22 protein-coding genes (1 of these 22 running past the window's edge) are annotated in these 24097 nt (G+C 44.8%); 3 read left to right on the forward strand and 19 right to left on the reverse strand.

Features of this window, described 5'->3' with window-relative positions; genetic code table 11:
* Window positions 1-1112, forward strand: partial view of a threonine synthase gene (gene thrC / locus NFI80_RS18550; RefSeq protein WP_235166454.1) — the 3' portion only. It extends 196 nt beyond the left edge of the window; the window shows 1112 of its 1308 coding nt (coding positions 197-1308); its start codon lies beyond the left edge, outside the window; the stop codon is at window positions 1110-1112.
* A gap of 130 nt (window positions 1113-1242) precedes the next feature.
* Here thrC and NFI80_RS18555 read toward each other — a convergent pair whose 3' ends face one another.
* The 17 genes from NFI80_RS18555 to NFI80_RS18635 all read right to left on the reverse strand — a co-directional run bounded on the left by NFI80_RS18555 (window position 1243) and on the right by NFI80_RS18635 (window position 20896).
* Window positions 1243-3051: a tetratricopeptide repeat protein gene (locus NFI80_RS18555; RefSeq protein WP_235166455.1), complete on the reverse strand. Its 1809-nt coding sequence runs from the start codon at window positions 3049-3051 to the stop codon at window positions 1243-1245.
* A gap of 439 nt (window positions 3052-3490) precedes the next feature.
* Window positions 3491-5098: an Ig-like domain-containing domain gene (locus NFI80_RS18560; RefSeq protein ID WP_235166456.1), complete on the reverse strand. Its 1608-nt coding sequence runs from the start codon at window positions 5096-5098 to the stop codon at window positions 3491-3493.
* A 78-nt stretch (window positions 5099-5176) separates the two neighbouring features.
* Window positions 5177-6082 carry a class I SAM-dependent methyltransferase gene (locus tag NFI80_RS18565; RefSeq protein WP_235166457.1) on the reverse strand — a complete coding sequence of 302 codons (906 nt, stop codon included), beginning with the start codon at window positions 6080-6082 and terminating at the stop codon, window positions 5177-5179.
* Entirely contained in the window at window positions 6082-7944 is a 1863-nt protein-coding gene (gene mnmG, locus NFI80_RS18570; protein WP_235166458.1) for a tRNA uridine-5-carboxymethylaminomethyl(34) synthesis enzyme MnmG, read from the reverse strand. Before mnmG ends, NFI80_RS18565 begins: the two co-directional genes overlap by 1 nt.
* A gap of 55 nt (window positions 7945-7999) precedes the next feature.
* Window positions 8000-8413, reverse strand: a complete 414-nt coding sequence (gene ybeY / locus NFI80_RS18575; protein ID WP_235161911.1) for an rRNA maturation RNase YbeY — start codon at window positions 8411-8413, stop codon at window positions 8000-8002.
* A 137-nt stretch (window positions 8414-8550) separates the two neighbouring features.
* Window positions 8551-11871: a coiled-coil domain-containing protein gene (locus tag NFI80_RS18580; RefSeq protein ID WP_235166479.1), complete on the reverse strand. Its 3321-nt coding sequence runs from the start codon at window positions 11869-11871 to the stop codon at window positions 8551-8553.
* 189 nt (window positions 11872-12060) lie between these two features.
* A complete protein-coding gene (locus NFI80_RS18585) occupies window positions 12061-12798 on the reverse strand; it encodes a porin family protein (RefSeq protein ID WP_235161912.1) in 738 nt (245 codons plus the stop codon).
* Window positions 12799-12894: 96 nt separating this feature from the next.
* Window positions 12895-13695, reverse strand: coding sequence for a tryptophan synthase subunit alpha (gene trpA / locus NFI80_RS18590; RefSeq protein WP_235161913.1), 801 nt, complete (start codon window positions 13693-13695; stop codon window positions 12895-12897).
* Entirely contained in the window at window positions 13692-14048 is a 357-nt protein-coding gene (locus NFI80_RS18595; protein WP_141110440.1) for a Dabb family protein, read from the reverse strand. The genes trpA and NFI80_RS18595 overlap by 4 nt, the downstream gene beginning before the upstream one ends.
* Before the next feature lie 69 nt (window positions 14049-14117).
* A complete protein-coding gene (locus NFI80_RS18600; protein ID WP_026632703.1) occupies window positions 14118-14318 on the reverse strand; it encodes a hypothetical protein in 201 nt (66 codons plus the stop codon).
* A gap of 21 nt (window positions 14319-14339) precedes the next feature.
* Window positions 14340-15539 (reverse strand): tryptophan synthase subunit beta, encoded by a 1200-nt coding sequence (gene trpB / locus NFI80_RS18605; protein ID WP_235161914.1) that lies wholly within the window; start codon window positions 15537-15539, stop codon window positions 14340-14342.
* Between the two features lie 5 nt (window positions 15540-15544).
* Entirely contained in the window at window positions 15545-16195 is a 651-nt protein-coding gene (locus NFI80_RS18610) for a phosphoribosylanthranilate isomerase (protein ID WP_233799223.1), read from the reverse strand.
* Entirely contained in the window at window positions 16192-17010 is an 819-nt protein-coding gene (trpC, locus tag NFI80_RS18615; RefSeq protein ID WP_235161915.1) for an indole-3-glycerol phosphate synthase TrpC, read from the reverse strand. The genes NFI80_RS18610 and trpC overlap by 4 nt, the downstream gene beginning before the upstream one ends.
* Before the next feature lie 6 nt (window positions 17011-17016).
* A complete protein-coding gene (trpD, locus tag NFI80_RS18620) occupies window positions 17017-18006 on the reverse strand; it encodes an anthranilate phosphoribosyltransferase (RefSeq protein WP_235166459.1) in 990 nt (329 codons plus the stop codon).
* Window positions 18007-18063: 57 nt separating this feature from the next.
* Window positions 18064-18630, reverse strand: a complete 567-nt coding sequence (locus tag NFI80_RS18625) for an anthranilate synthase component II (protein WP_235161917.1) — start codon at window positions 18628-18630, stop codon at window positions 18064-18066.
* Between the two features lie 32 nt (window positions 18631-18662).
* On the reverse strand, window positions 18663-20078 hold the full coding sequence (locus tag NFI80_RS18630; RefSeq protein WP_235161918.1) for an anthranilate synthase component I family protein: 1416 nt from the start codon (window positions 20076-20078) through the stop codon (window positions 18663-18665).
* A 284-nt stretch (window positions 20079-20362) separates the two neighbouring features.
* Entirely contained in the window at window positions 20363-20896 is a 534-nt protein-coding gene (locus NFI80_RS18635) for a CopD family protein (protein ID WP_235161943.1), read from the reverse strand.
* Between the two features lie 257 nt (window positions 20897-21153).
* On the opposite strand from NFI80_RS18635, the gene msrA reads away from it, so the two are divergent.
* Window positions 21154-21750, forward strand: coding sequence for a peptide-methionine (S)-S-oxide reductase MsrA (gene msrA / locus NFI80_RS18640; RefSeq protein ID WP_235161919.1), 597 nt, complete (start codon window positions 21154-21156; stop codon window positions 21748-21750).
* 141 nt (window positions 21751-21891) lie between these two features.
* A complete protein-coding gene (locus tag NFI80_RS18645; RefSeq protein WP_235161920.1) occupies window positions 21892-22419 on the forward strand; it encodes a putative outer membrane beta-barrel protein in 528 nt (175 codons plus the stop codon).
* A gap of 68 nt (window positions 22420-22487) precedes the next feature.
* On the opposite strand, the gene NFI80_RS18650 is transcribed toward NFI80_RS18645, so the two are convergent.
* Entirely contained in the window at window positions 22488-23267 is a 780-nt protein-coding gene (locus tag NFI80_RS18650; RefSeq protein WP_235161921.1) for a hypothetical protein, read from the reverse strand.
* A gap of 59 nt (window positions 23268-23326) precedes the next feature.
* Window positions 23327-24058, reverse strand: coding sequence for a hypothetical protein (locus tag NFI80_RS18655; RefSeq protein ID WP_235166460.1), 732 nt, complete (start codon window positions 24056-24058; stop codon window positions 23327-23329).
* Window positions 24059-24097 lie beyond the last annotated feature (39 nt).

Here is a 24097-nt window from a genome sequence, read left to right on the forward strand (position 1 = left end):
AAATTACGAGAAGCGAAATTGAAACCATCATTCATAAGGCTTATGATTTCGAGGCGCCGGTTCGGCAGATCAATGAGCAGGACTATGTTTTGGAGCTTTTTCACGGGCCTTCTATGGCGTTTAAAGACTTCGGAGCACGGTTTATGGCGGCAATCATGTCCCATTATTTGCTGCGGTCCAAAAAGCAAATAAACATTCTGGTTGCTACTTCGGGAGACACGGGCGGTGCGGTTGCTCAGGGTTTTTATAAAATTCCGGGCATTTCCGTTACAATTCTTTATCCGAGCGGTAAAGTGAGCGACATTCAGGAAAAACAGCTTACCACATTAGGCCACAATGTAACGGCGATTGAAATCGACGGCACATTTGATGATTGTCAGAAACTGGTTAAAGAAGCTTTCCTGGATCCGGAGCTAAATGCTAAATTTAATCTGGCATCTGCCAATTCCATCAACATTGCGCGCCTTATCCCCCAGTCCTTTTATTATTTCTCAGCTTATGCACAGTTGAAAAAGCTGGGTAAGCCTGTGGTTTTCTCTGTGCCAAGCGGAAACTTTGGAAATTTGAGTGCCGGGCTCCTGGCTTACAAAATGGGCTTGCCGGTCGAACATTTTATTGCGGCCACCAATCTTAATAATGCAGTGCCGCGTTATCTGGAGAGCGGAGCATACGAACCGAGAGCGTCCATCGAAACAGTGTCCAATGCCATGGACGTCGGTAACCCTAGCAACTTTGTGAGACTGCAAAGATTTTTTGAAGATGACTGGACATTGGTAACTAAAAAAATTACCGGATTTTATTTTGACGATGAGCAGACTAAAACTGCCATGCGTGAAGTTTTTGAAAAATCAGAATATGTCATGTGTCCGCACACCGCGGTTGCTTACAAAGGTCTTCAAGAATATCGGAAGCTGAACACTTCAGATTTTACCGGCGTTTTTCTTTCAACAGCTCATCCGGCCAAATTTATCGACCTGGTGGAAGAAACTTTGGAAAAATCTATTGAAATTCCGGAAAGGCTCGAATCATTGCTTTCCATTGAAAAAGTGGCTACGAAAATGGAAGCATCGTTTTCAGACTTCAAAAACTTATTAATGAGCACATTAAGTTGAAAATTTCTTTAAATCAACCGCGTGACATTTGAATATAGGCATTCAATCGCATCTGAGTCCGCATATACTGAAACCAAAAGAGGCAGAAATCATGACGATTCTGCCTCTTTTGGTTTTTGCCCAAGTATTTTTAATTTATCACATCTCCTCTTAAAACTCGGAAACGTTTTCTTGACTCGGCGACAAAAATGCTTCCCGGATATTTTTCCATCAATTCCTGATAGAGCTTCATGGCGAGATCCTTGTCTTTTAATTTTTCCTGATAAAGTTTTGCGGATGCAAACAATGCATCGTCGCCATAAATGTCGTGGCCATATTTTGTCGTCAGCACTTTCAGATTTTCCATCGCCTGCTGGTTGCTGTCGAGTTTCATATATGTTTCCGCGGTGAGCCATAGGATCTCATCTGCCAGGCTATGATTTTGATATTTGGTATAAAGCTGTTTCAATGTGTCGAGCGCTTCGAACTTTTTATTTTGGAACAACAGCAGCTCCACAGACGAATATTGCTTCATCGCCGCTTCCGTGCTATCCAGGCCGGTATTATCCATAATAAGCAGCGACAGTTCATTGGCATCATTCGCAATTTCCCGGGAAGTGGCTTTTTTCAAAATGTCCAGCACGGCTTTGGCCAGCTCAAACTCTCCCTTATAATAATGCAGCTTCGCATTTCTCAACTTCGCTTCATAACCTAACAAGTCATCCTTCTGCGATTTCTCAACTTGTGAGTACACCAATGTCGCCTCCCAGGGTTCGCCTTGCAACAGGTAAATATCGCCGAGGTCAAGCTTGCATTTGTCTACAAAATTTTTCTCGGTTTTGCCTGCATCTATAGCTGTGTTGAGGATTTCAATTGCCTTTTTGAAATCATCCATATAAAAGGCATTCAGGATCGCCATATTCCGAAGCGCCTCTACGGTCCGTACATTCACCCCGAGTTCATCCACCAATTGCTGATACTGTCCAAGGAGCTTTTGCACCTCGCTGCGCTTGATCGGATACGTATTTTTGACCTGCTCCTCGCGCGCAAAAATAGCCATTCTGCGGGCAACCGGATAAAGTTGACCTTTGGGATATTCCTTTACCAAATGGTCGAAGATGGTGCCGGCATTATTATAATCAACATTCTGAAGAGCCAGCATACCCAGGTTGTATAGCCTTGACCCATTATGTTTAAATCGTTTGTCAAGCGAGCGCTCTTGTATGAATGCTTTGTAAAAATCCTTCTTCTGGATCTGATACCAGATGAGTAATTCATTATAAAAACCTTCGGCAGGGAATTTCTGGATTTTATCATATAGCACCTTTTCCAATAATGCCTGCTCCTTTTCATCTTTCGTAAAGTCCTGCAGCATGTTTTGGACAACCTCTATATTCTGGTAACGCATGCCGTAAGACAAGAGCTCATCAATCATCTGTTCCGGTGCATTGAGGTCGCGGTAAACACTGGCTAGTTCCAGCTGAAAAATGTCAGTTCGCTTCGCAGCTTCCCTGGCTTCTATCAATATTTGCTTCGCATATTCAGGTTTATTCATAGCCCTGAACTCTTCCGACAAATCGCGTTTAAGCTCAATCCTGGTGCCGGATGCAGCAATGCTCTGCTCAACTCTTTTTGCAGCTTCCTGGGCCTTCCCCTGGCCTTCCAGCATGACACTCCAATATAACTGATACCAGCTCGCATTAGGCGCATCATTTTTGGTCTGTTTTTTGAAAAACTGCTCGCCGTCGCCCCAGGCCTTTGTCTTGATAATGCAGTTCGTGTAATTCTTCAGTGCATTCTTTTCAAATGTTGTTTTCAAAAAGCTCGTATAGTAAGTCAGCGCTTTCGGACAATCATTATTTTTAAAATACTCCTCAGCCATCTCTTTCTCCGACTGCCCCACCGCGGCCGCCCCGGAAAGAAGTAATCCCATCAATACCCAACTCGAAACCTTTTTCATAATAGATAAAAAAAATTTTTCTTTAGTTATTATCACTTACTATGTCTGTGGATAAGGGGATAATTGGTTTATCCACTGCAGATTAACATAGTTATCCACAGATTGTGAATAACTATAGGGGTTTATCCACTTAAGCTTTTAGAATTACCAACATTTAACTTGCTGAATTACAAGTTATGAATTTATCTGTTCACACTTCAGTGTTGGTAACGTAGCGGTCGGAGTGTTTTGTCTTATCCACATTAACTAAAGTGTATCAACGCGGTGTTAACTTCATTTTAGATTACATTTACCCACACAAGTAGGCAGATCGATTTTTTATCCACAGTTATTAACGCTTATCCACACAATTGTTAACAATTTCAACCCATTTACCAACAAAATTTACGGGTTATTCACATAGTTATCCACACTTAGTGTATAAGAAATTGAGAAAATTTCACTTTGGTAGCGTCGCATTGATGTCATTTAATTCAAAATTAGCCTTCAAAAGAATTTTATCGGGGAGATAGTAGATGGTTTCGGGCTGCTTGTCCTTATCGAGCTCTCCTGTGTCCCAGCGCCGGTTGCGGTTGGCATCCAGCGTCACCCGAATGTAGTATTTGCCCTGCGGGATGTTAATGAAAGTGTATGGCGTTGTGTACTGCGTCTCTATCAGTTTATATTGCTCGTCGACGAGCTCAATAATGTAGCGCATGGCCGTGTCTGCATTGACAATGGCCCCTCTTATCTGCCCATAATTTTCTTCCTTTAAAACCGGATGCTTAATAAGCGTTTTGGGCAATGTGTCGCCTTCAACACTTAGCATACTGCCCTTTGGGAAGTCCCATTTGATGGTGTCTTTTGCGAATGATTTTGCGTCGATGGTTAATGTGGTACGCGTCGGATCCCAGCGATATTTGAATGCGCTGAGCGGCTCGTGCGTAAGGCTGTCCGTAATAAGTGTAATGTTCTTATCATCCAGGAACTGGATGGGCTTATTGAGATTAAGGGTGTAAGTAAATGTGTTGGTAAGCGCCTTATTTCCTTCCGGTTTTGTCGTCATATTCAATGGATCCCGCTGCCGCTCCTTCCCTCTTTGTGCTTGAAATGCGATCTTTTGTTCAAAATCAGTCACTGTTCCGAGTGAGTCTGTAACGGTCAGCTTTACTAATGTAGAATCCGGATGCGGCTGCACATTGAAAAACTTTAATGCTGCTCCATTTTCGAGCATATAGGGCAAAGTGTCGTTGTTCATAAATTTCACATCCACTTTTTCAATTGACTTACTGAAAACAACTGCATAATTATTAACACGGGGAATGGTCCGCTGGATCTTAAGCACAGTGTTATCAGAGAGGAACATATCGATATGATAGGAAGCAGAATCCGATCCGGCGGTTACCGGTTTGCTTAAAAACCCCATGCGCTCGTCTTTTGCGTTGTAGAGCATGTTGCGGTTTTTGTCGTCGATCGCGATCATTTTGTAATCTCTTGTCTGAATATTCTCAATGGAAAAGATGCCGCTGCTGTCTGTTCGGGAGAAGTAATAAGGTTTTTGTTTAGCGATGTTAAGCGTGTCGCTGAGGTTATAAAGACCTACCAGGGCGTCAAAAATGGGCTTGTTGGTCTTTATATCTTTCAATGTCCCGTAAACCCGTCCGGAATCGAGCGTGTTGCCTGTGCTAAATACGAGTTTCAAGTTTTTTGCCGGATTTTTTTCTGCAAAATCCCTTATTGCATCCCCAAAATTCAATGTATAGGTGGTGCTGTCTTTGAATTCATTTTTAAAACTCAATGAAACAGACATGCCATTCTGCTTATATGAATATGGGTTATCAGCTTCGGGCGTGATGACCAGTTTCTGATTAATGTTATCTACGACCACATATTCATCAAAGAAAACCTCTACTTTCTTCCCCTTAAAATTCAGCGTTTTGTTCGGCGGATTGCTTTCCAGTAGCGTAGGCGGAATGGAATCTTTTTTACCGCCCGTTGGCGAAACCTGCTGGGCACAGCGACCGAAAATAACGAGGCAAATGATAGCAATGGCAATGGTTCTGATCATTGATTTTGGAAAGTTAAAAGGCCCGCAATACAGATAACGCGTATTGAGGGCCCAGTCGGATTTTGTCAGGATTACTGATTATTTTTTTGAAACAATGTATATAAGGCTCGATGTATTGAGATGGTCTTTGTCTTTCGCCCGCCCTTTCAAATTGGATAAAAGTCCCGTTTTTACACTATCAAGATAGTTAATGCTTCCACCGCTGTATTTCGAGCTCAACATTCCAACATAAAACGAATCAAACCACATTGGCAGAATGCTTTTGACCTCCAAATTATGCTTTTGAAGAAGCGTTTTCATTGTGCCTTTGGTGAAATGATACAAATGTCTCGGAACGTCATAGGCAGCCCAAAAACGACCGTATTTTACAGCATCAAATGATTGCGGATTAGGAACGGCGATGAGGATCTTGCCATTTGGTTTTAAATGCTTATACAGCCAGTCAATGGTTTCATTCAGTAGATGAACATGTTCCAGGACGTGCCACATTGTAATGACGTCGAATGTTTTTGTATCGAGTTCATCGGCGTAAATGGTTTCAAAGATTGAAGCCCCTGCCCGCTTCTGCGCCAATGTTCTTGCACCCGGATCCGGTTCTGTTCCCGAAATCTGCCAGCCGTCTTTTGAAGCAGCAGTCAGAAAAACACCCGTACCGCAACCCACGTCCAATATGCTTCCTTTCGATCCGGAAAGGCTATTGATCAGCTCCACTTTTTGTTTGATCGTGCGGTTTCTTACGGCTGTATAGGCCTTCGAAATCAGATTCGTTTTCTTTTCATCGTGGTGCGAAATGTAATCGTCGGACTGATAATAGGCCCCTATCTCTGCTTCCGAAGGCCTCGGATTAGTAAACAGGAAATAACAATTGTTGCATTGCTGGATTGTAAATTCCTTATGCGACACAGTGTAATCCTCCACATTCAAATAATTATTGAAGCTGGACTTGTCACATACGGGGCAATTCTGAAGCGTTTCTAATGGCATTATCGTCCTATGAATAACATTAATACTGAAATGTCGGAAGGGCTCACGCCGCTGATCCTGGAAGCTTGTCCTATTGTAGAAGGACGCGTCCTTTTCAATTTTTCACGTCCCTCAAATGATAGGGAAGTAACCACATCATAGTTGAAATTATCAATGATGCTTAAATCTTCCAGACGGTTCATTTTTTCAACCAGCAACATTTCCTTCTCTATATAGCTGTCATATTTGAGATTTATCTCTGCCTGATGAATGGAATCTTTTCCAAATTTTTCGAGCAAAGTCTCAACAACAGGGCTGGCTTCCGTCAACTGGTCAATCGAAATCTGCGGTCGTTTTAAAAGTTGTGCAAGTGAAATCTTCTCCCGCAATGGAGCCGTGCCGATGGCGGCAAGCGTTGGATTGATTTCTTCCGGCGTCAATTTTGTAGCAGAGAATGCTGCGATGATTTCAGCCACTTCGGCTTTCTTCTTCTCAACATTATCAAGCCTGGTCTGATTCGCCAGTCCTAGCTTAAAACCTTTTTCAGTAAGGCGAATGTCCGCGTTATCTTGACGCAGCAATGTGCGATACTCAGCACGTGAGGTGAACATCCGGTAAGGTTCCTCCGTCCCTTTGTTTATCAAATCATCAATCAAAACACCAATGTAAGCCTCCGATCTTTTCAGCACGAATGGTTCGAGCTCATGCACATTCTGATGCGCATTAATGCCCGCCATCAATCCCTGGCAAGCTGCTTCTTCGTAACCCGTCGTCCCGTTGATCTGGCCGGCAAAGAAAAGGTTTTGGATCAAATGTGTTTCCAATGTCGATTTCAATTGGGTCGGGGGGAAATAATCGTATTCGATCGCGTAACCCGGACGGAACATTTTAGCATTCTCGAAGCCGGGAATTTTCCGGAGTGCTGCATACTGCACGTCTTCGGGCAGAGAGGTCGAGAAACCATTCACATAAACCTCAACCGTGTCCCACCCTTCCGGCTCCACGAAAATCTGGTGGCGATCCTTATCTGCGAACCGGTTGATCTTGTCTTCAACAGAAGGACAGTAACGCGGGCCAATTCCCTTAATCCTTCCCGAGAACATGGGTGATTTTTCAAAACCTGTTCTCAGAATTTCATGCACTTCCGAATTGGTGTAAGTAATCCAGCAGCTGCGTTGCTTAGCAAGCGGCTTGGTGTCCGAGTAAGAGAATTTGGATGGATTTTCGTCTCCGGGTTGCTCTTCCATTTTTGAATAGTCGAGCGAGCGTCCGTCCACACGTGGAGGCGTTCCGGTTTTCATGCGGCCTGCTTCAAAGCCCAATGTTACCAATTGTTCGGTGATGCCAGTCGCAGCCTTCTCTCCTGTTCTGCCGCCGCCGAAATTTTTCTCACCAATGTGGATGAGTCCGTTCAGGAATGTGCCGTTGGTAAGCACTACGGATTTGGAATGGATCTCAATGCCCAGACTCGTCTTCACGCCGCAAGCCTTTCCATCCTTAATGATGATTTCTTTCGCAGTGTCCTGCCAGAAATCAACATTCGGATTTTGCTCCAAAACATTCCGCCATTCCGTGGCAAACATTGCGCGATCGCTCTGGCATCTTGGGCTCCACATGGCAGGGCCTTTTGACAAATTGAGCATCCGGAACTGTATCATTGTTTTGTCGCTAATGATCCCAGACTGTCCGCCAAGCGCGTCGATCTCACGAACAATCTGCCCTTTCGCCACGCCGCCCATAGCAGGGTTGCACGACATTTGGGCAATGGTATGCATATTCATTGTAATCAGCAGGACGGAGGAGCCCATCGTTGCCGCAGCCGCAGCTGCTTCACAACCGGCATGGCCTGCTCCCACCACGATCACATCATATTCTTGAAACATAATTCTTTTACTTATTAAACCACTTTAATTAAAGTGTTCCACGTGGAAATGTTAACTAGAAGAGCAGAAGATACTGATCCTCTTTGGCTCGCATGGCCGATTTCAGCTTTTCGTCCGTATCATCATAACCCATTAAATGCAGCAAACCGTGTATCAAAACACGCCGCATTTCGGTTTCAAAATCGGCGTGAAACGTTGCTGCATTTTCACGAACCCGATCAACGCTGATATAAATATCTCCCTCAATCACATTGTCTTCCTCACTATTGTCAAACGTAATAATGTCCGTAAAATAGTCGTGATCAAGATATTGTTTATTGATTTCCAGGAGATAATCGTCGTCGCAAAAAATATAGTTCAAATCAGCTATCTCATAACCCTCTGATTTTGAGGTGTTTTTGATCCACTTTTTTGTTTTTAACGGGCGTAACAGGTCGAAATCGACGTTTTCGGTGAAGAAATTAAGCATACCAGGCGATAAAATATTACAAACATACTAAACTATCCGGTTAAGATCAGTTTAGCCGGTGACCGCGCCTCTAACAACTTGCTTAAAAAGTGTTAAAACGCGGTCATCGGAATGTTCATAACAAAATACAGTTATAATCAGTTCTTAGCCTGATACTTGCGGAAGTAAGTGTCCACTTCCCGCTTGTAGAATGGCGAGAATGTAGGCGGGATGGTTCTCAGTAATTCGGTTTGCTTCTCCTTCTCGCGGATGTATTTTTCAAAAGCCGCAGGTGGTTGTCTTGGCAATTGTTTCGCAGTTTGGGCCTTGCGCTGCTCATCTTCGTCCTGCTCTTTCATCGCTTTTTCAGATTCGAGCAAGCGCGTCGTGATTTCCTGGTTGCGCTTAATGAGCTCCGGTGTAATGCGTTTGTTCACCAGGTCGGTTTCAGTCTCGTCCATTTTCTCGGCGATCTCCTGTAACTCCTTGCTCATTTGTTTGCCCACCTCCGTGCCTTTCTGCGACTCCATCAGGTCCTGAATCATCTTGCGGATCATCGCCTGTTCAGCCGCCATTCTGGCCAGCTTCTCGGAATTATTTCCTTGCCCCTCCTTCCCTTCTCCAAGCTTCTTCATTTCACCGTTGAGCTTCTCCTGCATTTCACCCATGCCCTTTTGCTCACCTTTCTGTTTTCCTTTTTTGCCCTTGCCGCTTCCCGGCATCGCCATGGCCATTTGCTGCTGCATCTGGTTAAAGACGTCGCTTAGCATTAAGGCAAGGTTATTCATCGACGTCATCGCAAATTGCTGCTTCGCAGTCGCCTGATTGATCTGGCGGTCCTTGATGCTCTTTACGCTCTCGTCCATATAAGACTTCATATCATTGAGCTCACGCGTAATGAACGACTGGATCTGGATCACCCGGTTCGCAAGCGCATAAAGACTGTCCTCAACAATTTTTGCGTCATCTTTCAATTTCAATTGCTGCTGGCCCAGTTTGATAAACCGGGGGTCCTGCAAGCTCACGCCGCGGAAATCTTTCATCAATGTCTCCTGATCGAAGGATAATGTGATCAGATTTTCTAAAATGTCGCGCAATGCGTCCAGATTCTCCTGCATCTGCTCCATTTCAGCAGCCTCCATGGATTCTTCCATAGACTGCGACATTTGTTTCATCGATTTAGCCGCCTTTTTTTGCGATTCTGAGGCTTTTGTGTTTTGTTGCTTGTCAAGTTGCTTCTTACCCTCTTCCATTTGCTCAGAAGCATTCTTTTGCTCCTCTTTCTGGGTGTCCACAGGTTGTTCCAGTTCTTCGCTCATTTTCTCGACTTCCTTGGAATCTTCCTTCGCCTTTTCAAACTCTTCCTGAATCTTCTCCTGTTCCTTTTTCAGCTCCTCGTTCTTGCCTTTTTTATCGTCTGCGTTTTTATTCTTATCATTTTCCTGGCTTTTATCCGCTAGCTGGTCTTCCTTGTTAGCCAAATCATCCAGCTTTTCGACCAGATTTTCCATTTTTTGTTCCAACTGCATTTGCTTAAAAAGCTTCATCGTCCGTTCGAGCTCTTTTTCAAGGTTATTTTCCTTGTTTTTGAGCTTTTCCATCATGCTCGACATGCGGTCGCTTTGTTTTTGTTCCAACAATTTTTTCAATTCCTGGTAAAGCTTTTCCGTGTCCTTGTCCATTAGCTCGTTCATGAGCTTTTGCAGCTGGTCGAGCTTACTTTGCAGTTCCGGGCTTTGCTGGTTGAACTGCTTCGATTTTTCATTCGCATTCTGATTTTTTTCTTGCAAAGCCTGCAACTCTTTCATCAGTTCCTCGCGCTTTTTAAGCACTTCCTCAATCTGCTTTTGCTCTTTAAAATCGAGTTCTTTATTGCTTTTCAGCTTGTTATCGAGGTTATTCAAATCTTTTTGCAAACTCTGCGCCTTTTTCATGGCCGATTGCATTTGATCCTCCGTCTCTTTCTCCGACTTCTTAATTTCCGCTTCCAGCTGATCTTTGGAAGGAACTGTAAACTGAATTGCCCTCGATTTGGCGCTTTTTGGGCCGTTCACGCCATCATTGTCCCACACCTGGGCATAATACTCGATCTTATCGCCGGGAGCGAGTTTGAGGCTGTCTACATACCATTGGAAATAAAAACTCTGCGTATTCACCGTTTTATTAAAAGGCACGGGAATGCCTTTTGCCGGCGACGCCTCTTCTTGATCCGCTCTTTTTACAGAATAGAACATTTTAAGCTGAGAGAAGCCATAATCATCGCTGATTGAGCCACCCAGCACCAGATAATTATAAAGCGTCGTATCCTGGAAATTTTCGAGGTTCATAACCGGAAATTTGTCCGGAACCACATTGATGAAATAACCGATTTTTTCCGAATTCGTCGTCTCATCATTTTGCAGATTCACCTGATATTGTGAAGAGCGTTTCACCGTCTTTTTAATCTCAAAATGCTCCCCATCGCTCCCCTTCGCCCGATATAATGCAGAATCATCCTCAAATTTGATCGCCAGCGATTTGGTAGACGAAGTGTTGAAATTCCACTCGACCGTCGTTCCTTCCGGCACGGAGAGATTGCCGACATTGTTCAATCCTTCCGCAGGTTTGTTCAGATAAGCCGGATAGCGCAGGTTTACGTCAAAAGAAAGCAAAGAAGGGCGCTCGGCAACATTAATGCGATATTCCTCGGAAGTAAATCCCGCCGCGTCAAACGAGAATTTGACGTCTCTTTGCAGGTTTTTGAATGTATAGGAATAAGTCTGGTTACCATCATTATTGAGCTTGAACCGAGAGCCGTTCTGAACCAGGTAAGCAGCTGCGGGCAATGCTTCGCCTTTTAGTTTGAGTTTTAATGTAAAATCCTCATTTCTAAATGCTTTCAGATTTTTGTTTTCCAAAATAAATGAAAACGGCGCGTAAGTATAATTCTTTTGAAAATGAATGATACGCTCAGAGCTGGAAGTGAAAAATGAGGGGTTAAAAAGCAAGATTGCCGCAATGGCCGCAAGCGGATAAATGGCATACTTAATGCGCTTTTTGTTCTCATTAAAACGAATGGCATCAGAAAACTTAACAATCAGTAACTGCCCCGATTTTTGCCGGATACTTGCCTCGATCAGGTCCGATTGCGTGCCTGTTAGTCCCCTTAATTGCAATGTATTGACCAGCTTATCGCCGATTTCCGGGAAATACTCACCGATTTGTAATGCAGCCTGTTCGTCCGAAATAGGCTTTTTAAGACCAGAAAGGTGTATAATAGGCTGGATGACCCATTGAAAAAAAGAAAAAACGAGCACAGCCAAAAATCCGAAGAACAGCATTCCCCGGACCCCTGAGCTAAAGCGCCCGAAATATTCGATTGTATTAAAGAAAAGAAAAACCGTCAGCAACAGCCCGGCCGAGAAAATGATGCCCTTAAGAAGCTGGTTTTGATAGTATTTCTGACGGTATTCCTGGATGCGGAGCAAAAGGCCTTCCATTGCCGGCGTAAATGCAGCCATATATGAGTCTCGTTATATCAGTTTGGAAATTTATAACGTATGCCGGAATCAAAAATTACGATCCGCTTTGCTACGCATAAAACAAACTAATATAGCGAATTATATGGAATTCCATCGTTTAAAATGGATTTTCCTCAGGCATTTTAGTGCATTCTGCGATGGTGAATTTTAAAGCGTCAGCAAAACGCCGACCGAAGCATAATTGATCCAGTTGAAATTGTAAACTTCATCCGTGTCCGCACCGCCTTCCACGACCCGATAACCTGCCTTAACGCTGAATTTCGGATTGATCTGGTAAGCCAAACCTGCGAAAACATCCTCTGCCCTACCCTGCTTCGCTGCCAAAGCATCTCCTTCCAGGATTACAGACCAGCGGTAAGACGGCTTGTAAGACGCATAAAAGTTCACCAGCGGAACGAAGCCAATGTTGTCGAAATGCGTGTCCTGTGATTCGTTTTTGAAGCGCACATCCGCGTCACGGATCTTTGCGGTAAGTCCTAATCCCACACGCCACCTTGTTTTAGCGACAATGTCGTAGCGATAGGTAAGCCGGTAAGAGTTGAATTTGTAAAAAACCTGCAAAGGCTGGCCGCTTTGGTAAGTTAACCCATTGAAACTAACGTCTTTTCCGAAAGCACCATTGTATTTAACAGACAAAGGCGCATATAATGCGCTGATATTATGCCGCTTACCAAATGTGTAGGTGCCTCTGATCCGGTAAAAAATCTTTGGATCAATGCTCAGATCCTCCGCCAGGTTCACCTCTGTGCCGCCCACATTTGGAATGCGGACTTTGTTATAATTTGTTCCAAACACTACACCACTTTCGACATCCAGCTTAAACTGGGCAAACAGCGGTGAGGAACATAGCAGTAAAAAAACGATAATAATGTTTCGAGATCCCATATCCACTCCTTTATTAAAAAAAACAAACAACCCGATATGAGTTGTTTGTACAAAAGTGGTGCCTGAGGCAACAATGTTGATATAGGCCGTCGGAGGCTATGCCTCGATCGTTTCCGGGTAATTTTTTACACTTCTTACAAAGGATTTAATGTCCTGTTCCAAGTCATTGCTCTCCTGCAAAACTCGGATGAATGCGCTGCCAATGATCGCACCGGCCGCATGATCCGAAGCTTTTTTGAATGTATCATGATCTTTAATCCCAAATCCGATCAGGCGCGGGTTACGCAGCTGCATCGCATTCAGGCGCTCAAAATATGACTCCATATCCTCGCTTACACCCGATTTCGAGCCTGTAACGCTGGCTGAGGAAACCGTGTAAATGAAGCCTTCGCTCACTTCGTCAATCTGGCGAATGCGTTTTTCGGAAGTTTGCGGCGTTACCAGGAATATATTCAGGATGCCGTAAGCGTCAAAAATGGCTTTGTATTCATTCAAATACACATCCATAGGCATATCGGGCAGGATTAAGCCGTCAACGCCCGTCTCCGCGCATTTTTTACAGAACTCTTCAATGCCAAACTGCAAAACCGGGTTTACGTATCCCATCAGCAACACAGGAAGCGAAATTGTCTCGCGCATATCCTGCAGTTGTTCGAAGAGCATTTTCACGGTCATGCCGTTTTCCAGCGCCCTGTCATTGCTTTTTTGAATGGTCTCGCCATCCGCAACAGGGTCAGAATAAGGCATTCCAATCTCCACAAGATCGGCGCCGCCGTCCTGCAAGGCTCGTAAAACGCGCATGGTGTCATTGCGTTCGGGGAAGCCGGCTGTGAAATATACATTCAGCAAGCCGCCGTCGCTTTGCGTGCCGCTAAAAAGGTTTGTTATGCGGTTCATTCCTGTGTCCAGTAGTCGATCACCAAAACCTTGTCCAAATGCGGCCCAAGGACTTTTCCAAATGCTTTGTGGTCAGGATGAGGCAAATACACTTCGCGGGCAGCTTCGTTCTCGAATGTTACGAAAAATGCGTGCGTGAAGCCTTGCGCCAATCCTTCGGGGCTGTTGTTCGTGCCCCATTCCAGGCTTTTGATCTCCTTAATCTTCGAAGGCAATGCTCTGAAAGCATCTTCTACTTCTTTCACCTGCGCAGGCGTCGCCGAATCTTTGAATTTGAATAAAACGACGTGACGGAGCATTTTTTTCGGTGGGTTTTGAGGTGAAGCAGAAGCCATAGCGCCAAAAAGGAGCATCCCTGCCATTAATAGTAATTTGAAATTCATAGTTGGATAAAAGGTTGAACTGTAAGGAATTAATTGTTACTATGCGGAGCAATTCAGGCATTCGCCCTCGTCGCTGAATTTCAGTCTGTCAAACTCGCCAAGCTTTTCTTTGAGCTCGAGAATCTCGTCTTCCAGGTCGCACCTTTCGAAAAGCGAAAGCTCGCCGGAGTTTACTTTTCCTTCCAGCTCCTGAATTTTGAGCCTCAGATCAAAAACCTCGGGTAAGGTAAGTGTTGCCATTGCAATGTATTTATGAGTAAATTAATCGATGTATTTCATGTAAGTCGCCATGTCCTTATCACCGCGACCGGAAAGGTTCAGGATCACATTCTCGTTTTCAGAAGCACCCAGCTGACCCAAAATCGCCAGGGCATGTGAAGATTCCAGAGCCGGGATAATGCCCTCAAAGCGAGTTAGTTCAAATGCAGCCTGCACGGCTTCTTCATCCGTTGCCGACATGAAAATTCCTCTTCCGCTGTCGTACAAATAAGCATGCTGAGGGCCAATCCCCGGGTAATCCAGACCGGCTGAAATCGAAAATGGCTCCACAACCTGGCCGTCTTCTGTTTGCATTAATATCGTGCGGCTTCCGTGCAAAACGCCTGGTTTTCCCAAAGCCGTCGTCGCCGCAGAATGTCCCGAAGTAAGTCCCTGACCAGCAGCTTCCACCGCCACCAGTTTTACACTTTCATCATCCAGAAAGTGATAGAAAGCACCCGCAGCATTGCTTCCGCCGCCTACGCAAGCCACCACATAATCAGGCGTTTCTTTGCCAGTCTGCTCTTTGAGCTGCCATCTCATTTCCTTCGAAATAATGGCCTGAAAACGTGCCACCATATCCGGGTAAGGGTGCGGTCCTACCACAGAACCAATGATGTAATGCGTGTCCACCGGGTTATTGATCCAATGGCGCATCGCCTCGTTCGTAGCGTCTTTCAATGTGCGTGAGCCGCAGGTTGCAGGCCTTACTTCTGCACCGAGCATCTTCATGCGGGCCACATTAGGCGCCTGACGCTCAATGTCCAGCTCGCCCATGTACACAATGCATTCAATGTCCATCAGCGCACATACAGTCGCCGTAGCAACACCGTGCTGGCCGGCACCGGTTTCTGCAACCACACGCTTTTTGCCCAATCGCTTCGCCATCAGGATCTGCCCGATGGTGTTGTTCACCTTATGAGCGCCTGTGTGGCAAAGATCTTCGCGTTTGAGGAAAATGTTGGTTTTGTATTTTTCCGAAAGCCTGTTGGCCCGGTAAAGCGGCGTGGGACGTCCCACGTAATTGCGCAGGAGATCATTGTATTCTTTTTGAAAAGAAGGCTCTGCAATGATGCTGAGATAATTTTCACGCAGTTCTTCCACGTTTGGATACAGCATTTCGGGAATGAATGCACCTCCAAAACTGCCGTAGTAACCGCGGCCGTCCACCTGATATGACTTCTTTTCTGCTATTGCTTCCATAGTTTCTAAGCTTCCGCCTCTTCTTTCTCTTTTACACGAACTAAACTGAACAGTTCTTCCAACTTGGCAATGTCCTTCACGCCCGGCTCCGTTTCAAACTGACTGTTAACATCAATTCCATAGATAGGCAGCGTTTTGGATAACTCTATAATGTCTTCAATGTTGTCCAGCCCGATTCCCCCGCTGAGGAGAAAAGGCTTTTCATTATCGTATTTTTTCAAAAGTTTCCAGTCAAACGGCACACCGTTACCGCCTGGGTTATCGCCTTTTGTATCAAACAAAAACAGGTCACAGAACGACTTGTAATTGTTGAGCATCGCAAAGTTGAAAGACGCATCAATGCTGAATGCTTTGATCACATTAACCCCTTTCTGGCGAATGCTGCGGCAAATGTCGGGCATTTCGTTGCCGTGAAGCTGTGCGTATTGCAGGTCGTATTTCTTAACCATTGCCAGGATATGGCCCGGGCTGGCGTTTACAAACACGCCTACTTTCTTGATATTATTGGGAATGCTTTTGATAAATTCTTCATCCAACTCTTCGCCGACAAAACGGGGTGATTTTTCATAAAAAATAAACCCGATGAAGTTAGGCTGTAATGCCACCACTTTTTCAATGTTGTCTTGCTGGCGCAGTCCGCAAACTTTTATTTTCATAGAACCAAAGGATTTAAATTGCTATGTTGAGTTAAGTCATTTTGCAAATCCGCCAGTGCGGTTCCGGGATTTGCAGTCTTCATAAATGTTTCACCAATTAAAAAACCCTTATAGCCGTGACCGTATAATTTCAAAATGGTCTCGGCATCTTTCAGGCCGCTTTCTGATATTTTAACAAAAGAATCGGGAATCTGTTCACTCAGCGCGATCGAAGTTTCAATGGAGGTTTCAAAAGTTTTAAGATTTCTATTGTTAACCCCCACTATATCAATGTCTTCACCCAACGTTGCGGCCAGTTCCTCAGCATTGTGCACCTCCAACAAAACTTCCAGCCCCAATTCATGCGCTTTCTTACTTAACGAAACAACTTCCGTCGGCGTAAGGCAGGCTGCAATAAGCAAGATCACATCTGCGCCGATCGCTTTTGCTTCGTAAAGCTGATATTCATCGATGATAAAATCCTTCCGGAGCATCGGAATGGTGTGGTTGGCACGGCGTGCGCTGAGAAAATCAGTAAAAGAGCCTCCAAAGAAGTCAATATCCGTCAACACAGACAGCGCGACCGCGCCTGCATTCACGTAGTCAAAGGTCACAATTTCCGGAGCAACCCGATCATTAATGACTCCTTTGGAAGGCGATTTTCGTTTAAACTCCGCTATAATTTTGGGAGATGAAGCATTTCGTAGTGCCGCCGAGAGGGAAACCGTTTTGCGTGCAAACAAATCCTCTCTTTCCAGGTCGGAAACAGACTTATTTTGCTTAGCCTCAATGACTTCTCCTCTTTTCCGGGCAACGATTTTATCTAGTATGTTCATCTGTAATTAGTCTTCTATCAATTTTTTAAAACTTCTGAGCGCCTTTTTGCTTTCCAGGGATTCCCGCGCCGTCTCCACCGCATCCGGCAATGTCAACGCAGGATTTGCACAATGCAGTGCCAATGCAGCATTTGCCAGCACAGCCTGTTTTTGGGAAAACGTAGCTGTATCGTTCAATACATTCATGAAAATTTTGGCGGATTCCTCGACTGTTTTTCCTCCCGAAAGGTCCTCTGCGCGCAAGGTTTGTAACCCCAGATGCGAGGGATTCAGAACTTGCTCCGTTTGAGCGGTGATCATTTTAAAAGCACCTGTTAATGACACTTCGTCGTAGCCGTCTAATGCGTGAAGAACCAGAAATTGCTTATCAGTCTGTTGGTAAAGATAAGCAAAAAGCCGCGCTAATTCAAGACTAAACACGCCTACAAGCTGTTTTTTGGGGGAAACCGGGTTCACCATCGGGCCCAGCATATTGAAGAATGTTTTCACGCCCAGCTCGCGCCGGATCGGCGCCACATTCTTCATCGAAGGATGAAAAAGCGGTGCATGCAGGAAGCAAACGCCGGCCTCATTGATCTTGCGTTCGAGCACATCCTTATCATTGGTAAACTTGGCGCCTAGATATTCCAGCACCGTGGACGAGCCGCAAAGCGAAGAAACGCCGTGGTTGCCATGCTTGGCCACATGCTGGCCCGCGCCTGCCACCACAAAACAGGATAATGTTGAAATATTGAATGTGTCCTTCCCGTCCCCGCCCGTTCCGCAAACATCGATGGGATCATAAGCCGAAAGATCAACGGCCAGGCACAATTCCAGCATGGCGTCGCGGAAGCCTTCGAGCTCCTCCACCGTAATGCTTCGCATGGCATAAATTGTCAGGAAAGAGGCGATTTCAGAATTGGAATATTTACCCGTACTAATGCCGATGAGGACGTCTTTGGATAACTCTTTACTTAAAACCTTATATTCAAAAAGATGGCTAAGAATCTGCTTCATGATAATGCTAAGCGTAATGAAAGAATGTTTTTACTGTTGAGAAATTGAAATTGTTTTCTAAATCTTCAACCAGTTTTCCAACATTTCTTTGCCGTGCTCCGTCAGCACCGATTCCGGGTGAAATTGCAGGCCTTTTACATCATATTTCTTGTGCGAAAGTCCCATAACCCGGCCCTTTTCGTCCAGCGCCGTGATCGTCAGATCGTCCGTAAATGTTTCCGGAATAACAGTCCAGGAGTGATAACGGCCGACTTTGATCTCTTGCGGAAGTCCCTGGAAAATGCGTTCGGTGGGATCGGTCACAATGGCTGTGTCGCTGATGCCGTGCAGCACGTCGGTCATGTTTTCGAGCGTGGCACCATAAACTTCGCCGATGCCCTGGTGTCCCAGACAAATGCCCAGAATGCTCTTGCTGGGTCCATATTCGCGAATAAGCTCGTGCATAATGCCCGCTTCCGAGGGAATGCCCGGACCTGGGGAAAGAAGAATTTTGTCGTAATTCCCAACCTCCTCGAGCGCGATTTTATCATTGCGGACAATGTCCACCTGGTCATTCAGCTCGCGAAGAATGTAAACGAGATTGTAAGTGAAAGAGTCGTAATTATCGAGCACTAAAATTTTCATTATTTCCTGTATTTGAGGATTTTACCAATGATTTAAATTTCTCCTGCAAAGTCAATCGCCTTTCTCAAAGCGGCCAGCTTGCTGTTAATCTCCTGCAATTCGCTCTCCACATTCGACTTCGCCACAACGCCCATCCCAGCCCTGAAAAACAGTGTGTTATTCTTGCTAAGGAACGTCCTGATCGCAATGGCGTGGTTGAAATCCCCATTGAAATCCATAAACCCGATCGCGCCGCCGTAAATGCTCCGGTTGCTCGTTTCCATCTGATCGATGAGCTTCATTGCATTGTGCTTGGGCGCACCCGAGAGCGTTCCTGCGGGAAATGTGTCCGCCACCAGCTGCAAAGGATTTACGCCTTCATTCATCTTTCCTACGACTTTGGAAACCAAGTGGATTACGTGCGAATAATACTGGACTTCCTTATAATTCGTCACTTTCACCGCATCACAACTTCTGCTCAAATCGTTTCTTGCCAGATCAACAAGCATTACGTGCTCCGCAGTTTCCTTAGGATCATTCAACAATGCCTGTGCCGCCTCGGCATCCGCCTGGTCATCGCCCGTTCTGCGGAATGTGCCTGCTATGGGGTGGATTTCAGCTTGTCCGTTTTTGATAAAAATTTGTTTCTCAGGCGAAGAACCGAAGATCTTGTAACTGCCGTAATCGAAATAAAATAAATAAGGCGAGGGATTAATAGAGCGCAAAGCGCGGTAAACATTGAATTCATCGCCCTGGAAATCACGGCTGAAACGGCGTGAAGGCACGATCTGGAACACATCACCGCGGAGGCAATGATCGATTCCCTTCTGGATTACGCCACGCATTTCGTCATCCGTAACATTAGACGTTTCTTCGGAAGCGATCTGAAAGCCGTATTTAGGAAAATTGCGGTTTTTGATCAAAATTTCAATCTGCTCAATGCCGCTTTCCTGCTCGTCGTTGCCATACTGATGTTCAAAAATGTAAAGCTCATTTTTGAAATGGTTAATGGCGATTACATAGCGGTAAACCTGGTAAAATATCTGGTCTATTTCTGTTTCCGGACTCGCTGGCTGAATCGTAATGTCTTCAAAATAACTCACTGCATCGTAAGTCATATGTCCGAAAAGACCATTGGAAATAAATGGAAAACCGCTTTTTTCCGATTTGAAACTTTGCGCAAATGCATATAATGTCTGCACAGCATCTCTCGGATTTTCCAGCGTGATATTTTGCTGCTGCCCGTCCGGAAATTGCTGCGTAACCACATTTTGACTCAGCTTGAAAAAAGCAACCGGATCACAGCAGATGTAGGTAAATGAGTTCTCATTGCCGTGATAGTCAGAGCTTTCCAGCAAAATGGTATTGATGAAACGATCTCTTAATTTTAAATAGATAGAAACCGGTGTTAATGTGTCCGCCAATAATTTTTTGTGACGGGTCGTAATCTGAAAGGTAGGATTTGACATTTTTTAAATCTTAAAATTTTTAATAATGGCACAAAAAAAACGGCTCGCTGTCAGATGAACAGCGAGCCGTTTGTAAAGTATATTTTTATTTATACCAAAGCAATAGCTACTCGTCCATCTTGTTAAGACGTGCACGCCACCACCAAATAGTATTCAAATAGTTTTTCATATCTCGGTTTGACAAGTCATGCGATATTTCATGCGACATTGTCACTGGCAAATATAGAATAAAATAAATATGATTTAATTTATTTTAAAAAAAATTATTGCAATGTTTCGTTCAGTTACTTCTCGCGTATCCGCTTCACGATCCGGACGGCTGTCATCATCAGAACCGCAAAAATAACCAGCCCCAGCACGCCCCAGAGCCAATCGACAGTATTTTTCAAAACCACCAGGAAAACGATGGAGAAAAGAAAGATCGTGGCAATCTCATTGAAAAGCCGCAGCTGAAAAGACGAAAACCGGAATATTCCGCGACGCAGTTCCAGCAGAATCTTCCGCGTGTAAAAATGATAAGCCAGCAAACCGGCCACAAAAAGCAATTTCAGCTGCATCCAGTCCTGATCGAGCCAGGAAGGCGTAATGTATAGCATTATGGACCCGAAAATGATCGTCAGCCAGCAAGCAGGCGTCATAATGGCATTCCAAAGCAACTTTTCCATCTTGCTAAACTGCGCAAAAAGAACCTGCCGCTCCGCTTCTGTTTTGTCCCGGGCCTCGGTGTGGTAAACAAACAGCCTCGGCATATAAAACAATCCGGCAAACCAGGAGACCACGAAAATGATATGCAGCGCCTTAAAATGAAGATAAGTCATGGTTATGTAGTAATCACGGCGCGGGCAGGCCGCAGAAGCATTCTGCCCCGGGCAAACAGCCGATCTTTTTGAATTCAAATTTCGTAAATATTGTGCGAATCCGCCGGATAAACTTTCTTGGAACGCGATTGGTTTACCAATTAGCAATAATACAATTCAACAACATGAGGACTACGATCCCAATTTTCACGTTCCTGTTTTTGTGTTGCATGGTGGTGATATCATGCGCACAGTCGGATAAAAAACAAAAAAAGCAGATGAATAACGAAGCGTCTTCTACGGCATTGGACGAAGATAATGTGGATATGGCCAACACTGAAATTGCAACATTCGGAACAGGATGTTTTTGGTGTACGGAAGCTGTGCTGGAATCTTTGGACGGTGTAAAAAAAGTGGTTTCGGGCTATGCCGGCGGCAGTGTTGCCAACCCGAGTTATAAGGAGGTTTGCACGGGAACAACCGGGCATGCAGAGTGTGTGGAGGTTGTTTATGACCCGAAAGTCATCACCTATGCGGAACTTTTAGAGGCATTTTTCCGCAGCCACGACCCGACATCGCTGAATAAGCAGGGAAATGACATTGGAACACAGTATAGGTCGGTGATTTTTTATCACAACGAGGACCAGCGCAAATTAGCGGAACAGGCCAAGGCCGAACTGGACAAATCAGGCGCCTATGCGAAGCCAATCGTGACGGAAATTTCGAAAGCTCCCAAGTTTTATATTGCTGAGGATTACCATCAAAACTACTTTGCAAACAACCCGGATCAAGGCTACTGCTCATTTGTGATCGCGCCTAAACTGGACAAGTTTAAGAAGGTTTTCAAAGAAAAATTGAGAAAGAATACATTATAGATCAGGGGTGAAGTTTCGGCTTCGCCCCTTTTGTTTAGGCATCGCCCCGAATAATAACTACAATGGCACAAGTTTTGAAGCATTGAAATTATGGCTTTAATTTGTGCCATTATTATTTTTAACAATAACTAATCTATTACGATGAAAAAGATTCTATTTATGTTTTTCGTTGCGGCCGTCCTAGGCGTAACTTCGGAAAAGGCTTTTGCCCAACAATTTGAAAAAGGAGATAAATTATTGAATGTTGGTATTAACCTTGGCGGAACTTACGGCGGCGGCGGAATCGGTGCTGGTGCTTCCTACGAAGGTGGTGTACACGACTTTATTAGCGTCGGTGGTCAGTTTGACTTTGTACACTGGGGTTACGGCGGCGGAATTTATGGTTACGGCTGGAATTACAATTTCATTAGCATTGGTGCAAGGGGTTCATACCATTTTGGAAAGCACTTCCTGACTATCGATAATCTTGATCTTTACGCTGGTCCGGCATTAGGTTATCGTATTGCTACTTCTTCTTATGACGGTGTTGGTTATGATGCTTACGGAAGCGGCGTATTCTTCGGAGCGTTTGCAGGTGCACGTTACTATTTCAAACCTACTGTCGGTGTTTTTGCAGAAGTTGGTTACAATGCATCGCCATTGAAAGCAGGATTAACATTCAAGTTCTAATTAGAACAAAATATATGAAAAAGGCTTCGGAAAACCTCCGAAGCCTTTTTTTTTGTGCATTACTTGCATTAAAATTGCATGCTCAATGCTAAATGGCCTGATCTGTTTGCAGGATTAAATCCTGGACTTATGCGAAATGTTATCGGTTCGTTTCTTCTGGTGAGCTCCCTTCTTACCCTGGTTGCTTTGGAGCCGTTTTTGCCGCCCTTTACAAACCCAACCGTGCCTACTGTGACCGCACCGGCAAACCCGCCGATCATCATCCAAGCGCCTCTCATTGCTCTTTTTTCGTCCTGATAAGTCGCATAGTTCCCATTGGCGTCTGTGGCACTTACTACAATCCCGGTTCCTATTGCCGCGACAATCACGCCCGCTGAAACCCCGGCGATACCCATGATCATTCCGCCCTTTGACTTAGTTTTATAATATTTGTAGATAGCCCGAAGCCTGTCCGGGGTCGCAGTTCGCAACTCTTCTTGAAAACGCGCTTTTGGAGAAACTGCTGTGGACGATGATGCTACCGGCACAGTTGCTTTCGGAGCTGCCGGAGCATAATAACCCGGCACTTCCATCACCGCTTCAAATGTCTCAACCTCACCATTACCATAATGGATGGATGCGATTTCACTCTTTCTAGCTGAAAAAAGAGGGCCCTCGGGATCCGTTAATTTCTTATACTTCACAACATTATCATCGACTTCCTGTATGAGGACTTCGAGCTTCGTGGCATTGCGGAGGGTGATAACGTCGGCTTTGCGGGGCGTTTGGGCATGAGCGAAATAGGCGGCTAATACCAAAAACAGAAAGAAGACCGATCTGATCTTCTTCCGGAGCATTGTGATTTTCATTCAGGAAGGATGTTATAATACGACATTTAGTAACCATTAATGTTACTAAATAAAAGGTATTAAAACGATAACCTCAATGATAATTGGCCTGACTTATTGAACGGGTCCAAATTAGGACTGACTGTTAAAATGCTCAATGACTGATTTCTGCGCAACAATTCCGTCTTTACTTTCTCCGCTTTCTTGCGATGGAATTTGTAATTGCGAAAGCCGATAAGCCCAAGCCCTACACCCAATACCGGACCCGCAATGGCCAGGGAGTTTCCTATGGTTTTATTGTCCGGGCTGGTGCCTGAACCCGCTATAATAACGCCTGAAACGAGCGAAGCGGCAGCAAAAGAAGTAAATACAATAGCACCTGTTTTTCCGTCCATCGATCTGTCATGGTGATAGCGATATTTGTCCCGGAGCTGATCCGAATTCGCCATTACCACACTTCTTTCAAACTTGTCTGTGGGCAGATTAGCCATGTCGGCGTATTGCCCGACGCTATCCGGCGGAACGTGACCGATCAGGACAGAATCTCTTACATGAATGATTTTACCGGTTTTGAGGATTACCCGCGCGACATTATCAAGGTAAATGTAGCTTTTTGCGCTATCAGCTGTTCCGAGATCGCGATAGTTGATCTTTTCATAACTCATTTGGGTAATCAGCGCCTGGATCTTCGAACTGTCGCGCTTGACGATAACGTCGTTTTTTGGACTTTGCGCCCAGGATGAGCTTGTAACAATAAGACTTAAAACAACGCCTAAGACCAGGCTTGGTTTGATAAATGTGTGTAAATGCATGATTTTAATGTTAGGTTGAAATGGATTGTAAGCTACACA

This window comes from Dyadobacter chenhuakuii, from assembly GCF_023821985.2.
GTDB lineage: Bacteria > Bacteroidota > Bacteroidia > Cytophagales > Spirosomataceae > Dyadobacter > Dyadobacter chenhuakuii.

Bases quoted from the DNA above. Each gene is read 5' to 3' on its own strand.
- NFI80_RS18555 (WP_235166455.1), bottom strand. From the start codon at position 3,051: ATGAAAAAGGTTTCGAGTTGGGTATTGATGGGATTACTTCTTTCCGGG.
- NFI80_RS18560 (WP_235166456.1), bottom strand. From the start codon at position 5,098: ATGATCAGAACCATTGCCATTGCTATCATTTGCCTCGTTATTTTCGGT.
- NFI80_RS18565 (WP_235166457.1), bottom strand. From the start codon at position 6,082: ATGCCATTAGAAACGCTTCAGAATTGCCCCGTATGTGACAAGTCCAGC.
- mnmG (WP_235166458.1), bottom strand. From the start codon at position 7,944: ATGTTTCAAGAATATGATGTGATCGTGGTGGGAGCAGGCCATGCCGGT.
- ybeY (WP_235161911.1), bottom strand. From the start codon at position 8,413: ATGCTTAATTTCTTCACCGAAAACGTCGATTTCGACCTGTTACGCCCG.
- NFI80_RS18580 (WP_235166479.1), bottom strand. From the start codon at position 11,871: ATGGAAGGCCTTTTGCTCCGCATCCAGGAATACCGTCAGAAATACTAT.
- NFI80_RS18585 (WP_235161912.1), bottom strand. From the start codon at position 12,798: ATGGGATCTCGAAACATTATTATCGTTTTTTTACTGCTATGTTCCTCA.
- trpA (WP_235161913.1), bottom strand. From the start codon at position 13,695: ATGAACCGCATAACAAACCTTTTTAGCGGCACGCAAAGCGACGGCGGC.
- NFI80_RS18595 (WP_141110440.1), bottom strand. From the start codon at position 14,048: ATGCTCCTTTTTGGCGCTATGGCTTCTGCTTCACCTCAAAACCCACCG.
- NFI80_RS18600 (WP_026632703.1), bottom strand. From the start codon at position 14,318: ATGGCAACACTTACCTTACCCGAGGTTTTTGATCTGAGGCTCAAAATT.
- trpB (WP_235161914.1), bottom strand. From the start codon at position 15,539: ATGGAAGCAATAGCAGAAAAGAAGTCATATCAGGTGGACGGCCGCGGT.
- NFI80_RS18610 (WP_233799223.1), bottom strand. From the start codon at position 16,195: ATGAAAATAAAAGTTTGCGGACTGCGCCAGCAAGACAACATTGAAAAA.
- trpC (WP_235161915.1), bottom strand. From the start codon at position 17,010: ATGAACATACTAGATAAAATCGTTGCCCGGAAAAGAGGAGAAGTCATT.
- trpD (WP_235166459.1), bottom strand. From the start codon at position 18,006: ATGAAGCAGATTCTTAGCCATCTTTTTGAATATAAGGTTTTAAGTAAA.
- NFI80_RS18625 (WP_235161917.1), bottom strand. From the start codon at position 18,630: ATGAAAATTTTAGTGCTCGATAATTACGACTCTTTCACTTACAATCTC.
- NFI80_RS18630 (WP_235161918.1), bottom strand. From the start codon at position 20,078: ATGTCAAATCCTACCTTTCAGATTACGACCCGTCACAAAAAATTATTG.
- NFI80_RS18635 (WP_235161943.1), bottom strand. From the start codon at position 20,896: ATGACTTATCTTCATTTTAAGGCGCTGCATATCATTTTCGTGGTCTCC.
- msrA (WP_235161919.1), top strand. From the start codon at position 21,154: ATGAATAACGAAGCGTCTTCTACGGCATTGGACGAAGATAATGTGGAT.
- NFI80_RS18645 (WP_235161920.1), top strand. From the start codon at position 21,892: ATGAAAAAGATTCTATTTATGTTTTTCGTTGCGGCCGTCCTAGGCGTA.
- NFI80_RS18650 (WP_235161921.1), bottom strand. From the start codon at position 23,267: ATGAAAATCACAATGCTCCGGAAGAAGATCAGATCGGTCTTCTTTCTG.
- NFI80_RS18655 (WP_235166460.1), bottom strand. From the start codon at position 24,058: ATGCATTTACACACATTTATCAAACCAAGCCTGGTCTTAGGCGTTGTT.